The organism is Archangium sp., assembly GCF_036277355.1.
Classification (GTDB): Bacteria; Myxococcota; Myxococcia; order Myxococcales; family Myxococcaceae; genus Archangium.
Map to the genome: position 1 here is coordinate 174768 of NZ_DASUNC010000146.1, position 15849 is coordinate 190616.

General features: G+C 69.1%; 8 protein-coding genes. 2 read left to right on the top strand and 6 right to left on the bottom strand.

The genetic code is table 11. From position 1 onward, the window contains the following. Positions 1–4896: a hypothetical protein gene (locus tag VFZ09_RS36080; protein WP_329732301.1), complete on the bottom strand. Its 4896-nt coding sequence runs from the start codon at positions 4894–4896 to the stop codon at positions 1–3. Positions 4897–5084: 188 nt separating this feature from the next. Here VFZ09_RS36080 and VFZ09_RS36085 point away from each other — a divergent pair, with 188 nt between their 5' ends. Continuing rightward, a complete protein-coding gene (locus VFZ09_RS36085) occupies positions 5085–5423 on the top strand; it encodes a winged helix-turn-helix domain-containing protein (RefSeq protein ID WP_329732302.1) in 339 nt (112 codons plus the stop codon). Here the strand turns inward: VFZ09_RS36085 and VFZ09_RS36090 are convergent. The 5 genes from VFZ09_RS36090 to VFZ09_RS36110 all read right to left on the bottom strand — a co-directional run bounded on the left by VFZ09_RS36090 (position 5420) and on the right by VFZ09_RS36110 (position 12065). After that, positions 5420–6838 (bottom strand): TolC family protein, encoded by a 1419-nt coding sequence (locus VFZ09_RS36090; protein ID WP_329732303.1) that lies wholly within the window; start codon positions 6836–6838, stop codon positions 5420–5422. The genes VFZ09_RS36085 and VFZ09_RS36090 overlap by 4 nt on opposite strands. Next, positions 6835–8205: an HlyD family secretion protein gene (locus VFZ09_RS36095; RefSeq protein ID WP_329732304.1), complete on the bottom strand. Its 1371-nt coding sequence runs from the start codon at positions 8203–8205 to the stop codon at positions 6835–6837. The genes VFZ09_RS36090 and VFZ09_RS36095 overlap by 4 nt, the downstream gene beginning before the upstream one ends. A 32-nt stretch (positions 8206–8237) precedes the next feature. Continuing rightward, positions 8238–10469, bottom strand: a complete 2232-nt coding sequence (locus VFZ09_RS36100) for an ABC transporter ATP-binding protein (RefSeq protein WP_329732305.1) — start codon at positions 10467–10469, stop codon at positions 8238–8240. 208 nt (positions 10470–10677) lie between these two features. Beyond that, positions 10678–10869 carry a hypothetical protein gene (locus tag VFZ09_RS36105; RefSeq protein ID WP_329732306.1) on the bottom strand — a complete coding sequence of 64 codons (192 nt, stop codon included), beginning with the start codon at positions 10867–10869 and terminating at the stop codon, positions 10678–10680. A gap of 62 nt (positions 10870–10931) precedes the next feature. After that, positions 10932–12065: a hybrid sensor histidine kinase/response regulator gene (locus tag VFZ09_RS36110; protein ID WP_329732307.1), complete on the bottom strand. Its 1134-nt coding sequence runs from the start codon at positions 12063–12065 to the stop codon at positions 10932–10934. Between the two features lie 246 nt (positions 12066–12311). Between VFZ09_RS36110 and VFZ09_RS36115 the strand changes: the two genes are divergently transcribed. Beyond that, entirely contained in the window at positions 12312–15845 is a 3534-nt protein-coding gene (locus VFZ09_RS36115) for a hypothetical protein (protein WP_329732308.1), read from the top strand. The last annotated feature ends 4 nt before the right edge of the window (positions 15846–15849 follow it).

Below are 15849 nucleotides of genomic sequence, written 5' to 3' on the forward strand. Positions count from 1 at the left end.
TCATTCCTTGCCGCACAGCCCTGAATCCACGTGCCGGCAGTCGTGCAGGTTGCGCGGGACCACCAGCCAGGAGATGTCCGGGGCCACGTTGGGGCGCTCGCGGAGCGTCTCGGTGGTGGGGGCATCGCCCACGCCCGTGATGGCCACCTGGTAGCGGACACCGCCCGTCTTCGAGAGCGCGACGAGGCTCGCCGGCTCCGGCGGAGGCGCCGACGCCGAGCGGCTCTTGTGGGGGATGAAGCCGAGCAGCCGGCCCGCGTCGTCCCGGAGGCGGAAGCCGTGGGCCTGGTCCGGCAGGCCGGTGACGACGTCCGCCTGCCAGGAGCGGCTCGTGTCTCCACCGCCCATCAGCTTGCAGGCCTGGAGGGACTCGCCCTCGGGAGGCTGGAAGCTGGGCCAGAAGACGACGCCACCCATCACCGCCGAGCCGGTGGCCGTCTTCTCCTGGAGCGAGCCGTACTCGATGAACCAGCCGGGCCCCTCCTGGGTGCCGCGCGCCAGCGAGGACAGCTTCGCCGAGGGCACGTAGCGCACCGTCCCCAGCGTGGGGTGCGCGAAGGTGGCGTAGGCGCTGCTGGGAATGGTGACATCCACCAGCGAGCACTTCACGCCCTCCTCGCAGGTGAAGGGGATGTCCGTGACGCGCCGCTTGTCGAAGACGAGCGCCTGCGCCTCGGTGCGGAACCGGCGCTGCGGGCCGCCATAGGAGTGGAAGCCGTAGTAGCGGTTCCTGGGAATGAGGCTGGCGTCGGCGCCCAGCTTCATGTCGGCGCGCGAGTCCGTGGAGAGCCGGGCCAGGGAGCAGGACCACTCGCCGCCGGACGTGGCGCACTCGGCGTCCGAGAGGGCCGTGCCCGCCATGGGGTAGCGGTAGGAGCCGCCGCCGAGCGCGGTCTCGTTGGGGCAGTGGATGGTGAGGCCGGTCAGCTCCATGCGGGTGGCGCCGCAGGCGGCCAGCGGGGTGCCGGACGTGGTCTCGATGTTCTTCACCAGCACGCCGTCGTCGTACTCGAGGAGCGTGGTGCGCTGGTGGCCGTTGATGTTGGCGATGAACTCCGCGCGCACGTCGCACTTCTGCCGCACGCAGGCCAGGAGGTTGTCCGGGCTGCACGCGGTGTCCTCCGTGTCGCGCAGGTTCTGCCGGTCCCCCGTGCCCAGGAAGCTGCGCAGCCAGCCCGTGTCCGGTTGGCGCACGTTGGAGGCGATGTGGAAGAAGGGCGTCTTCTTGAAGGCCTTCTCCCCGCGCTGCACCTCGAGCGAGCGCGCGGCGAACCAGTTGTTCACCTGTCCGTCTCCGCCGAGCACTCCCGGCTCGTGGAAGCGGAACGTCCAGACCTGGCCGCCCAGGTCGCCCACCACCATGGTGTCGAAGAAACCATCCTGATCGATGCGGATGTCCTCCGCCCGGCCCACGTCCACCATGGCCGGCGAGGCCACCACGGGCATCATCTGGTGGATGACGTCATCCCGGTAGGCGTCCCCCGAGGCGGTGGCCCCGGGTTTCGCCTCCACGGACCACAGCTTCTGGCCCGTCCAGGCGTCCAGCATGTACACGCCGCGGCCGCGCGTGAGATCCGCGCTGTAGCCGCCGTTGAGGAAGACGATCCACCGCTCGTCCCAGCCCCGCGCGTTGTCCGCCGCGAGCCGCACCGGGCCGATGGGCGGCGGCTTGGGGGCGAAGCTGCTCCAGGACTGGCCCACGGCGCTGGACTCCGGATCGCACGCGTTGGGGAACATCCAGCGGAAGGGCTTGCCGTCCGGCTTCAACATCTCCCGCGGATCCGTCACGTCCAGCGCGGAGAAGCGCTGGCCGCCCGAGCGCTCGGTGAGGATGGCGAGCGTGTGGAACTCGCCCGCTTCCTTCACGCCGTTGCTCTTGTCCGTGCCGCTGGCCGAGCCGTCCGCCCAGATGTCGCGCACCATGGCCGTGCCGTCCACGTAGAACTCGTGGCCGCCCATCATCAACCCCAGCTTGGGCAGCAGATCCGGCGGGATGAAGGCCCACAGCTCCTGGCCCGTGCCCAGGTCGTGCATGTCGTCCACGGCGCTCTTCTTGTCCCGCTCCACCCACGTGCCCGCGTGCACCGCGTGCAGCATGCCGCCGTTGGAGCCCACCAGCACGATGCGCTCGCGCTTCGCGTACGCCTTGCGGAACACCTCATACGCCCCGTACCTGCTGCCGCTGGAGCCGAGCGGCGGCGACATGGGCGTGGGCGTGTAGCAGGGCTTGCCCGCGCCCGGCGTGGAGCACACGGCCTCGGACGACACCGAGGCGGTGAAGTCCTCGTAGAGGGTGGACAGGCACTGGCCGCTCATCCCCAGGCCGCACACGAAGGGCTCCAGGGGCGGCTGCACCAGCATGGGCGTGGAGTGGAAGATGTCCGCCAGCTTGCAGGAGCGCGAGGCGCTGTCCGCGCAGGGGCGATCCTCGGAGACGTTGGTGTCGCCGTCGTAATCGAGTACGTCCATGCCCCGGACGAAGCGGATGAGCGTGCGCACGCACTCGTCCTGCTGCGCGCTGGTGCCCGTCCACGTCAGCTTGCGCTGGGCGAAGAGCGTCAGGCAGAAGCCATCCCCGGCCGCCAGCAGGTAGGGCTTGAGGGCCGCGAGCTGGGACTCCTCGAAGGGCAGGGGAGGGTTGTCCCCGTCGGTGAACCGGCCGTCCTTGTTCCGGTCCACCAGGGTGAAGAGGCAGCGGCCACTGGTGGGATCCAACGGGTTGTCGCGGTTGCAGGGCGCACTCGCGGCGCGCTGGCCGAGCGTCTCGTTCAGGTCCCAGAAGGGCTCCGCGGGCTGGCCGCCCACGAGCCGCCCCTCGGCGTTGAGGGTGGCCGTCCTCACCTTCACCCATTTCCCGTCCGCGTTCTCCTGGACGATGTTGTTGACGGTGAAGCTCTCGGGGCTCGGGAGGACGCCCGGTGTCACGGTGAAGCCGGCCGGCTTGTCGAGGAAGAAGGTGTCCTCGCAGTCCTTGTCGCCGTTGAGATCGCGCTTGTCGCCGAGCGTGCTCCGGGCCTGCTTCGGGTCACACCCCTGGGTGAACTCGTTGTAGAAGAAGAAGCGGTAGAGGTGCCCCTCGTAGGGCATTCCCCGGCGCGGGATGAAGCGGGGCACGTACGCGGAGGACTGTCCGCTCGCCTGCACACCGGAGACGTGGGTGGAGGAGACGGCGGTGGACACCTGCTTGACCTCGCCGATGGCGGCGAGCAGGGCGTTGCGCAGCTGCGAGGGATCATCCACGCGGTAGAAGCGGCCCTTGCCCGCGAGCGCGATGCTCTGGAGCATGGGGCTGTTGTCGCCATACCCGATGGTGTACGTCGTGACGGACTGCTGGCCCGCCAGGTCGTCGCGCAGATCCATGTTCGCGAGGAAGAAGGCCACGTCGTCCATGAAGTTCTTGTTCGTCCGCGCGTGCCCCGTGGGCCAGTTGGCGTAGTCGCAGTCCTCCTTCGTGGCGCCGAACCGGTCGCAGTAGTTCACCCCGCCGGGGTCGAGGTTCGTCTTCGGGTTCGTTGGATCGAACCGGAGCGGGGCGCCGTCCGGGTGCGCCGCCTTGTTGGCCACGAGCAGCTCCATCATCTTCGTGATGGGCACCGTGTTGTCGAACCGGGGCGCGCCGTCCGTGAGCACGATGACGGAGCTCGACTGGCAGCCGAAGCACATGGACTTCTGGTCCCCCGTGCCCTCCCAGGGCTGGCCGGGCTTGTGCCACTCGTCGAAGGCCTGGCCCCAGCCCGCGCCGTCCATGAGGGTGATGGGATCGCGATCCGTGCCGCCGTTCCAGCCACCGGGCCAGCCCCAGCCGGGGCTGATGGGATTCTTGAACCACTTCACCCACCGGCCATCCACCTGCTGTGAGGAGTAGTAGCCGCCCAGGCCGAAGAGCGCCTCGCCGATGGAGCGCTCGGGGTTGCGGAAGACGATGGAGTTGATGGCCTTCACCATGTCGGCCCGCTTGAGCTCCTTCTCGTCGAAGAGCGGATACGAGCGGCTGCACGACGGCTGGATGGGCTGCAGCAGCAGGGGCGGGTCGTACCAGCCGCGGTCGATGCCGAAGGTGGCCAGGCCCATGCGCAGGTTGGTGGTGCTCATCACCACGTCCTTGAGCACCTTGCGCGCCGCCACGAACTTGGGCGGGCGCACGTTGAGCACCCGGCCACTGAGGATCCACCGGCGGCGCGCCTCGGTGGGCAGCTTCGGATCCGCCGGATCGCTCCCCACGACGCCGCGCCACCAGCCCCGGGTGAGCAGGCAGCTCCGGCACTCCTTGTGGATGGCCGAGCTGGGATTCCATCCCGTGTACGGGTAGCAGACCTGATCCACGTCCGCGGTGGCGAACGTGCCGCGGAAGTCCGCGTTGAGCGAGTAGGGCCACTCCGTGCCGTCCCGCGCCAGGCGCCAGCCGCGCGAGTGGTAGTACCTGGCCGGATCGAAGAACTGCACGCCCGCGGTGGAGAACTCCGGGTCCGGATCGATGGGCTCGGAGCCGTTGCGCCTGGGGTCCGTGCTGGCCGGATCGAACCAGCTCATCGCGGCGACCAGCGCCGGATCCGAGCAGCCCGTCTTCGTGGGATCTCCCGCCTCGGGGAGATAGACGGGGTACTCCTGCATGGACTCGTTGTTGCCGAGCAGGAAGAGGGTGCTGGGCGGGCCAGAGGTCGTCTCGAAGAAGTCCTTGTCGCCTCCGGTGGGCGCGTGGATCATCGCGTCTCCCAGGGCCGTGGCGCCCGTGCAGCACGAGGCCCTGTCGGGGACCGGCACATTGCCCGAGTGCCCGGGGGCGGCCAGCAGACCCAGCCCCACCACCGCCAGGCCCGTCACCGCGAACCTCCTCCGGCTCTCCACCGCCCGCCGGAGCGGACGCACCACGGCTTCGACGACATCGCTGCGCTTCATGGACGGTACCCCCTGAGGACCTTCCGGGTACCGATTCATAAATCACGACATGTATTTCGTAAATTGAAATTCGCGATAATTTATTCCCTTAATTATTTGAACTCATACAGGTTGAAGTACGCTCTGGAATACGTGACAAGAGCGTCACGTATCCGGACAGGTCTTCAGGGAAGGGAGCGGACGCGGAGATGGCGACCCGAGCGAGCAGGCCGGTGAAGGAGCCGGCCCCCGTCGCATGGACATTCCTGACGAATCACGCGCACGTGCTGCTGTGCCTGGCGCGCACCCCGGACGCGCGGATGCGCGAGGTGGCGGACGAGGTGGGCATCACCGAGCGCGCGGTGCAGCGGATCGTCTCGGAGCTGGAGGAGGCGGGCTACCTGCGGCGCACGAAGGAGGGGCGGCGCAACACGTACTCGGTGAGGGCGGATCTGCCGCTGCGCCACCCCATCGAGAGCCACCGCACGGTCGCCTCGCTCCTCGCGCTGGTGCTGGAGCCCGAGCCGGGAGGCCGGCCGAAGCGTTAACGGGGCTCGAGCGCGGCCGCGGCGGCGAGCAGATCCACCACCGCGCGGTGGTAGTCGACGAGGGCCTTGATCTCCTTGAGCTCGGCGTCGGCGGCGGTCTGCTCGCGCAGGTTGACGAAGAGCAGGCTGGTGGCGCCGTGCTCGAAGCGCGCCAGCTCGGCCTGGGCCAGGCGGCGCGCCACGTCCGCGGCGCTCTTCGCCAGGCCCACCCGCTCGTGGGCGGCCCGCAGGGCAGAGAGGGTGTCACGCACCTCGGTGACGACCTTGTCCTGGGTCAGCCGGGCCTTCGCGTCCACCACGGCCCGCTTCGCCTCGGCGGCCTGTACCTGCCCGCGCGCGCCCCGGGCCTGGATGGGAATGTCGAGCACCAGGGAGGCCTGGAGCTCGGTGGGCCGCAGGCTGTCGGGGCCCCTGCCCAGGTCGCGGAGCACGGTGACGCCGAGATCCACGGCCGGGGCCGTCTGGTTGCGGGCCAGCTCGGTGTCGAGCTGGACCACCTCGCGCTGGAGCGCCAGCTCGCGCAGCTCCGGCCGCTGACTCAGGGCCTTCTGCAGCCACGCGTCCAGCTCCGCCTTGAAGGTGTCGTCGGGCATGGGCATGCCCTCGGGCAGACGCGAGTCGGACACGCGCACCGGCCTGCCTTCGCCGTCGCGCAGGTAGAGCGAGAGCTTCAGGGCCGTCTGCTCGAGCTTGCGCCGGGCGGCGACCCGATCGGCCTCGCGCTCCAGCAGGGCGCGCTCGTTCTCGGTGTGCTCGATCTGCGGGATGTCTCCCTGGGCGGCCCGGCGGGCGAGTTGATCATGGCGGGTGAGGGCCAGGGCGTACTGGGCCTCGGCGATGGCGAGCTGCCGGCCCGCGGCCACCCAGTCCCAGTAGTGGTAGGCGGCCTCGCGCTGCAACCCGAGCTGCTCGCCCGCGAGCGTGAAGGCGGCGATGTCGAGCCGCAGGCGCGCCTTGGCGATATCCGCCCGGCGCTTGTCGATGGAGCGGTTGCGCCACAGGGGAATCTCCACGCCCGCGCGCAGCTCGCCCCCGCTGAGCGTCTCGTATTCCCCGTAGTACGTGGGGAACTTGCCCTGTCCCAGGCGGTAGCCGGCGAACAGGCGCGTTCCCCCCAGCGGGGTGGGCTGCTCGACGACCGCGTCCAGGCGCTCGTTGGGGTAGTAGCTGAAGGGCACGTAGACGCCCTTGGCCTTCAGGATCGTATCGAAGCCGCCCTGCGCGGACAGCAGCTCGGCCTCGGCGGTGGCCACACCCTGGCGCGCGGCCTCCATGCCCGGGTGCTGCTGGCGCACGGAGTCGAGCACCTCCTCGAGCGTGAGCGGGGCCTCGCCGCTGGCGTGAGCGCGGGGGGCCGCGCCCAGCACCGCCAGCAGCAGGACCAGGAGGGCGGAGTGCTCACGGCGCGAGGTCATGACTTGTCCCCGGAGGTGTCATCCTTGCCCTTGTCGTCCGACTTGCCGCCGGACTTCTCCTTGTCCGTCCAGCCCGGCTCGGACGAGGAGAGGGCAGGGGGGAAGCCGTTGAACTGGCGCCACAGCTCGTAGCCGAGGCGGACCTCGTCGAGGAGGATCCACCCGTTGGCGCGCACGCCCTGGCGGAGGAAGCGCGTGGCGGGCCACTCCTCGCCCTTGTCGGGCACCACGACGATGCGGAACTTGCCGCGCCCGTCATCGGCCGCGTCGACGAAGGACACGGTGCCCCCGAAGGTGCCCACGGCCACCGAGGGCCAGCCGGCGAACTGGATGGCGGGCCAGCCCTCGAACTGGAGGCGCACGTGCCGGCCCGGGGAGATGAGCGGGGCGTCGTTGCCGTGCACGTAGAGCTCCACGGCGCTGGAGACGGTGTCGGGCACCAGCACGGCGAGGGTGTCGCCGGCCTTGACCACCTCGGCGCCCTGCCGGGCCACCAGCCGCAGGATGGTTCCGGCGCGAGGCGCCCGCACCTGCTGGGTGGCCTGGCGGGCCATGGTGCTCTCCAGCTTGGCCAGCTCGATGCGCTCCTTGGCCAGGTCGGACTTGGCGTACTCGTACTTGGCGAGGCCGTCGTTGATGAGGGCATCCGCATCCGTCTGGATGCGCTGGCGGTCGGAGCTGATGGCCTCGAGCTCGTTGCGCGCGGAGTTCAGGCTGGCGCGGGCGCTCTCGGCGTCGGTGGACGTCTTGGTGTAGTCGAGCTGGGCGAGCTCCAGGCTGCGGGTGGCGGTGAGCCCGTCCGCGTGCATGGCCTTCTGGCGCTCCAGGTTGAGCCGGGCCGTCTCGCGGGCCACCTCGGCCGCGGAGAGCGACTGCTCGGCGGCGCGGATGCGCTCCTGCACCATGCGCACGCGCGAGCCGGCCGCGTCGATGCTCGCCGAGCGCGAGGAGCGCAGGGCATCCACGCGGGACTCGTAGGCCATCATCTGGCTCTGGGCGGCGCTGATGCGGGCCTGGATGGCGGTGCGCTGCTCCTCCAGGCGGGCCATCAGGTCCGCGTCGTTGTCGGACAGCTCGACGAGGATGTCTCCCTCCTTCACGCGGGAGCCCTCCTGGACGGCCCAGGAGGTGATGCGCCCGGCGATGGGGGCCTGGATGGACTGCTGGCGCTCCAGCGGCGCGTAGGCGATGACCCGGCCCTGGCCGGTGACGTTCTGCTGCCAGGGGGCCACCAGCAGGCCAATGAGGGCGAGCAACAGGGCGAGCATCAGCAGCCGGGCCACCGTGCGCGCCATCCGCGTCGAGTGCCGCACGAGCCGCATGGCGGGGAGCTCAGCGGCGGTACCGTCATGATGGGAAGTGGGCATGGTCATGGTCGTGGATTCGGAGTCAGGAGACATCAGGAGACGGTGGCCACCCGCGGCTGCTCGGAGCCGAGCGGGCTCAGCTGACCGTCGAGCAGCTCGTAGGCCTGGGTGCAGCGGCCGAGCAGCTCGGGGCTGCGGGTGATGAGGAGGAGGGTCCAGGGCGCGTCCGGTGCCAGCAGCGTCTTCAGCACGTGGTCGCGCGCCCGCGAGTCGAGCGAGTCCAGCACCTCGTCGAGGACGAGCAGGCGCGGGCGCAGCACCAGGGCCCGCGCGAGGTGGAGCTGCGCCACCTGGCCCGAGGACAGGGGCAGGCCTCCGGTGGTGAGCTCGGTGTTGAGCCCCTCGGGGAGTCCGGCGATCATCTCGCCCAGGCCCACGGCCTCCAGGGCCCGGCGCACCTCGCTCAGCGGCAGCTCCGGCTGGCCCATGCGGACGTTGTCCACGATCGTGCCGGCGAAGATCTCCGGCGCCTTGACGATGGCCACGTCGCGGCGCAGCGAGGCGAGCGAGAGATCCCTCAGGTCGAGGCCATCGAGCAGGATGCGGCCCTTGGAGGGAGCGCGCAGGCCGTAGAGCAGATCCACCAGGGTGCTCTTGCCGCCCGCGGTGGCACCGGTGATGGCCACCTTGTCGCCGGCCCGCACCTCGAGGCTGGCGCCGCGCAGCACGGGCGCGCTCTCGCGGTAGTGGAACTCCAGGCCGTCCAGCTTCAGGGAGGCGGGCCCGGGGCCCGGCGGGACGCTCTCGCCGGTGTCCTGCTCCAGCGGCAGGTCCACCAGCTTGCCCAGCTTGTCCATGGCCGCGAGCAGATCGTAGTAGGCCTCCAGGTGCTTGCCGAACTTGGCGATGGCGGCGACCACGGCGGTGACGATGAGCTCGGCGGCGACGAGCTGGCCCAGGGTGAGCTGGCGGTTGATGACGAGCCAGCCGCCGAGCCCGAGCAGCAGCGCGCTGGCCACGGCCTGGAGGCCGAGCGCCCCGAGGATCTGCCGGAAGAGGTACTTGAAGTGCTTGCGCCGGTAGCCGAGGTAGTCGCGGGCGAGCTCATCGGCGCGGCGCAGGGCATGGGCCGCGCCGCCGTGCTGGCGGAAGGCGACGGGGTGGCGCGCCAGCTCCTGGAGCCAGGCGGCCACGGCGTACTTGGCCTTGGACTCCTTGAGGCCCGCATCGGTGGCCGAGCGTCCCCAGCCGAAGATGATGCCGGCCAGGGCCAGCAGGAGGAAGAAGTCGAAGGCCAGCAGCAGCGGGTGGTAGAAGGCCAGCATCAGCAGGCCGATGCCCGCCTGGAGCACCACGGAGAGGCCCTCGAGCATGAGGGACGAGCTGGCCTTCTGGACGGTGACCACGTCGAGGAAGCGGTTGACGAGCTCGGGCCCGTGGACGCGGTCGAAGGCGCTTGCCTGGACGCGCGGCAGCCGGTGGCTGAGATCGCTGACGACGCGGATGAAGACGCGCTGCTGGAGGATCTCCACCACCCAGTTCTGCATGGCGCGCAGGGCGCCGGCGAACACCAGGCCGCCGAGCAGCAGGATGCTCAGCACCACCAGCGGCTGGAGCAGGGCGCCGAAGGCCACGGTGTTGACGACCGACTGGACGGCGATGGGCGTGGTGAGGGCGAAGAGGCCGACGCCCACCGCGTACATGACCACGGCCCGTACATCCGCGGCCTCCAGGTGCACGAGCGCGCGCAGCCGGGCGAAGGGCGTGAGGGGCTCGTGAGGGGACGCCTCCACGGCGCGCAGGGCATGGACGGGCTCGGACTCCTCGGCGAGCACCCAGGTGAGGGGCTGCGCCGCCCAGGGAGCGAGCAGCTGCGAGAGCTCTTCCCGGCTCATGCACGCCTGGCCCTGGGGGAGCAGGCTGGTGTGCACGAGGACACGCTCGGGCGCCCACTCGGCGATCAGCAGCCACGCGGCGCCTTTGTCCGAGAAGCACACGGTGCCGAGCGGCCCCTGGAGGCTGCCCTGGCGCAGGACGTCCTCGGGTGAACGCCTCAGGGTGGAGAGGGTGAGGCCGAGTGCCTGTCCCGCGTGCTGGAGGAGCGGGCTCCACGAGTCGGCCAGGGGGCCGGCGTGCTGGCGCGAGGCATCCAGGAGCGAGGCCTGCGTGGTGCTGGTGCTCGGCTCGAGGCCGGCGGTGTGGGCGAGCCCGGTGAGCAGTGGCTCGAGCAGCTCCGCGGCGGGAGCCTCGCGGTGCACGAGGGCAGGGGCCTCGGGGGAGCCAGGCGGCGTTTCGGACGAGGTGTCGAGGTCGCGGTCGTACATGAGCGTGGAGTGCCGGTCGCGGCATCGCCTCCGGGCGGATTTGCCCGAAGCAGGCCTTTATGTATGTGCCTGGGGATGCTGGTTGAAAAACAGATAAATTGTGACAGACCCTTCGATTAAATCGATGGGTTATTGATTGAGGCCTGTTTCGTCACGGTACCGTGACGCGGACCGGTGGAGGTGTCCTCCGGGAAGGATGCCGGGGGGCTCAAGGCCCGTCCAGTTCCACCAGCCAGGCGTCGTTGTCCACCTCGATGCCGGACCAGGCGAGGAAACGCCCATCCGGCGAGGGGGCGACATAGCAGAGGTAGATATGGGGGATGCCCAGGAAACGCTCGCGGAACTCGGCCGTCCGGCGCAGTTGCTCCTCGGCGGCCTTGCGGTCGGTGGTGTACAGCACGGTGACCCCCGCCGCGATGATGCGGCCCTCGGCATCCCGGATGGGGGCGGCGTTGTGGAGCGCTACCCCGCTTCCGACAAGGAGGCCTCGTGCTCCTCGTGGCAGGGGCTGGCCTGTCCCGCGTGCCGGGGTGAGCGCGAGAGGCAGACGCGGAACGTGGTGCCCGCCTCGGCGGTGGAGTGCACGCTGATGGAGCCTCCGTGGGACTGCACGATTTCATGGGCGATGTAGAGCCCGAGCCCCATGCTCGTGCGGGCCGTTTCGTCCGTGGCCCCTCCCCGGCGGAACGGCTCGAAGAGCAGGGGAAGCAGGTGTCCGGGGATGGGTGCTCCCAGGTTGTGCACGTCGATGAGGACGCTCTCCGTGTCCTTGTCCTGGGTGGAGAGCCGCACGGGCGTGTTCTCGGGGCTGTACTTGAAGGCGTTGTCCAACAGGTTGGCGAGCACCTGCGCCACCCGCTCCAGGTCCCACTCTCCCTGGAGCGCGTTGCGAGAGAGCTCGCTCAGCAGAAGGCGCCTCGGGTGGGCGGCCTGGAACTCGTCGGCGATCCTCCTGCACAGCTCGTTGAGGTCTCCGGGGCGGCGGGACACCGGGATACCGCCGCCGAGGCGGGCGCGGGTGAAGTCCAGGAGCAGGTCCGCGATCTGGCCCACGATGCCCACGAGCTGCTGCTCCAGCTCGGCCGCGCGCAGGAATTCCTCCTGGGCCCGGCGGTGCTCGGCGATCTCCAGCGCCTGACGCTTGAGCTGCTCGCCCCGCACATGGAGGTCCACGAACACCTGCACCTTCGAGCGCAGGATGTCCGGGTCCACGGGCTTGAGCAGGTAGTCCACGGCGCCCTGCTGGTAGCCCCGGGTGATGTAGGCCGCCTCGCGGCTGAGCGCGGTGATGAAGAGGAGGGGGATGTGCCGGGTGCGCTCCCGCTCGCGGATGAGCGAGGCCGTCTCCAGTCCGGTGAGCCCCGGCATCTGCACGTCCATGAGGATGCAGGCGAAGTCCCCCTGGAGGAGCGCCAGGAGGGCCTCGTCCCCCGAGTGGGCCAGCACCAGCTCCTGCTCCAGCGGCTCCAGGATGGCCTTCAAGGCGAGCAGATTGGCGGGCAGGTCGTCCACCAGGAGGATGCGGGCGCGTATCGGCTCGGCGCTCGACACGTGAGCGGACGAAGACGACCCCAACCGTGAAATCTTGCCGGACACCGATCCACCTGACTCTGCGAAGGGAGAAGGAGAACGGTGGGGAGGCATGAGCGCGAGCCCTCCAACTGGCCGCCGTTCACCGTGCGTCTGCTGCAACACCTCCGGTGGATGCGTTTCATCCGGGTCCGTCCATGAGGATGGCCTCGCCGGCGGCCTGCCGGGCGCCTGGCTCTCTGTCAGCCAGGCCCCTATCCGTCCTATGCTCGGCTACGATCCGCCGACCTCCGGTGCCGAGCAGCCAACCCCATGTCCTTCAACAAACAGTGGAAGCTGGCCTCGTATCTCATCGTCGGGTTCAACGACGCGGCCGCCCGCGAGACCAACCGCCTTGTCCCTGTGGGCAAGGTGCTCATGCATCTGCCGGATTGGTTGCGTTCGCGCAAGCAGACCCTTCAGGAGATCTACGAAGCCCTGGAGAGGAACCAGCCCACATTCTCCTCGGGAACAGGCAGCGGGGGCCGCGAGAAGCAGCTCGCGCAACGCCTCACCGATGCCTTCACGAACGGCAAGCTGCTGGTGCTCGAACTCGAGCCACCCGTCTTTCAAATCCAGGCCTCGAGCACGGCGCCGATCGCTGTCGCCCTGGCGAAGCATGAGACGCGGGCTGCACAGTCTCAGCGGAGCCCCTCGTTCCAGCGGAGCGCTCCGCAAAACGGCAAGGAGGCCTCCCAGACACCAACCAAGGTGTACGTTGGCCCGTTCAAACTTTTCATTACGGGGGAGCTGAGCGACCAGAACCTCGTTGTCCATGCCTGCATGCGTGCGTTCAAGCTCGACATGCCTGCCGCGCAACGCCTCGTCCAGAGCGAGGGCTTGTTCGTCACTTTCTCCATCACCAAAGAAGCGCGCGCGGCGGGGTTCGTGGAGTTCGTCGTCGAGGCCAGCCTCTACCAGAAGGTGATGTACGGCAAGACCGGCAAGACCTACGCGACGGCCGAGCGCGAGGCGAAGGATCGCCAGCAGCGCTTCAAAGGGAGTTCCAAAACGTACCAGCAGCGCATTCGGGAGAAAGTGGACCAGGAGTTCGAGCAGCGTGCCGGGTACAAGCCCGGGGGCACTGAGGGGTCGAAGGAGGAGCAGCAGCGCCTCCGAGACGCCATCGAGGACGATGTCCTCCGCGAGGAGGAGGTCGCGACTGCCGCCGACAAGGCCCGGTTCGACGCTTTGCCCCAGGACGTCAAGTCTCTGTTGCCCGGCACGGCGACGGCCAAGCCCGAGAATTACTCGCAGCTCGCTCGCATAGGAGAGAAGCTCAAGCAACTGACCTCCGAGGAGCGCTCCCTCTACAAGCTGCTGGCCACCTCGCTCAGCAAGGACCTGGACCAGTTCGAAAAAGCGGTGGACGCCTTTCTCTTCCACCGCCAGGCGCTTACCGAGCAGATCGCGGCCGCCGCCGCGCAGCAACCCACCGGGGAACCCACGCTGGAGGACGTGTCGCAGCAGGTCTGGGAGGGCTTCGATGCCAGTCGGTTGCCTTCGCTCAGCGCGAGAGAACGACGCTCGCTGGCCCGCGACCTCGCTTGGAAGCAGTCGGCAGCGCAGCTCGAGCACATGCTCGAACATCCCGGCCAGACGGCATTGGGGATGGCACGCTCGATGGTCCGGTTGGACGAGCTCGCCACCGCCATGGCCGGCGACATCCGGGCCGCAGCGGATGGTGACCGCAACGCCTACTCGCGGTGGGCATCGGGGCTCGGCGCGCTCTCCAAGACCTTGGGCTTGACGGCGGCCGTACTCGGCACCGTGGCGGCGCTCATCTACGTGGGCCTGCTGTTCATCCCTGGCGTTAATGTGGCCGTGCTTGCCACCACTGCCCTCTATCTCGGGGTTGGGATGCTCGTCCTCGGCGGTGCCGAATACACGCTGCGCATCCAGGCAGCTGGCGAGGCCACCACTGGGGCCACTTTCCGCGCCGAGGTGGACAGTGCCTCAGCGGCGACCAACAACACCATCATCGGCGCGGCGATGCTGGGCTCGGGCCTGTCGTCCCGGTTCATAGGCCGGCTCCCGCTGGGAAGCCGGCTGCAGAACGTGGGCACGGTCTTCCGCCGCGCGCGTGAGACGGTGGCGGGGACCCCGCGGGGCCAAGCGTTCATCAAATGGCGCGCGGACCTGTTCTTCGAGTTGCGCCAGAAGCAGGCCGCCATGTGGGCGGCGCTCGGCCAGACGAAGAAGATGATGATGGAGCAGGCCAAGGTGCTCCAGACCATCAAGAGCGGCAAGGCGCTCGCGGATCGTCTCGCCGCCGGAGATCAACCGCTCCTGGAACTCACTGGACTCACGAAGGAGCAGGGCCAACAATACCAGAAGATCGCCGGGACTCCGGAGGCCCAGGCCTCGCTGGAGCGCCTGCGGCAGGAATTGCTCCGGGCCGTGCATGACGCGCCGGCCGCCGTGGAGCAGCAGGTCCAGCGACTGGACGCCGAGGTGAAGAAGGCCATCCAGGCGATCGAGAAGGCGGCGACCGCCGAGCAGGCCCAGGCGGCCCTCGCGGAGGTGGTGAAGAACCTGGGCGAAGGAGCCGTCGAGCAGGCAGTGGCGGACCAGCACGGGCACCTTGAGGAACGCCTGGCGGCGGACGCGCCGGATCCCGAGATCCCCGCGAAGCAGTGGCTTGAGCGGCTCACCACGCGTCTGACGCCCAAGGCCAAGAAGGCGCTGGCGGAGTTGTGCGAGCAGATGGAGGACACACAGGTCCGCGCCTTGTTGGAGAAAGAGGGTGGCAAGGCGTACCTCGAGCGACAGGCGAAGCTCAAAGAGCTCGTTCGCAAGCGCGGGACGGACAACCAGTCCGCGACGAATGCCTCCAAGCAGCCGGCCATTGATGCGGTGGTCGAAGCAAAGGCCAGCGCCGCCCTCGACAATCTCGAGCAGAAGCTCTCGCCGACGGCGCGCGAGCAGTTGCAGTCAATGCGGCGCAACTCCGAGTCCGAGCGGATCATCTGGGAGAACGTCCAGAAGCAGGGAGGGGCGGTCTACCTGGAGGGGATGGCCAAGGCGCGAGCCAAGGCGAGGACCGCCGACAAGTCCGTGGTGGAGAGGTCGAGCGAGCTCGTCCAGACGTTCAAGAAGCGGCTCCTCGAGTCCGACTTCCTACGCAGGCGAGAGGTCCGCGACGTCCTCTTGGGGAAGGGGTCAGCCGAGGACAAGCAGCATGGCCTGCGGGGGTTCATCGCCGAGGAGGTGGCAGCCGAAGAGGTGCTCGCGGCGCATGGCGGCAACAATCCCGGCAAGGTCCTACACCGCGGTATCCGGGTCATCCAGGAGCAGAAAGGCTTTCGCTCGGTGGAGGAGTTCCGCGCCGACTTCGCGGCGAAGAACGACGGCAAGGCCTTCGAGGGCGCCTTCCTCAAGGACGGGAAGGTGTACATCAAGGTGGGGGAGATCGATCTCCTGCTGGTCGAAGAGCAGCCCTTCGGCAAGGCGCGCATCCGCTATCGCGAAGAGGTGAAGTCCGGTGCCGGGGACACCCCCGGTAAGGCGCAAAAGCAGCTCGATGAGGTGGGCCGGCTGTTCGAGAAAGCCGCCGCGGGCGATGAAACCATCCGGTTCGAACTGCACGGCACCGACATCACGAAACAGCTCGACCTCTCCAGCGATGCGGCGGCCCAGAAGGCGCACCGCGGTCCGGTTCCGGTGGGCGACCCGAAGAACCAGAAGATCTACAATGAGTCGCTGGGGCTGACTGAAAGCGACCTCAAGAATCTTGCCGCGAAGCTCTTTGAGGAATGGCAGGCCCAGCAGCAGAGCAATGGCAGCGGTGGCGCACCCGCGCCCTGAGTGG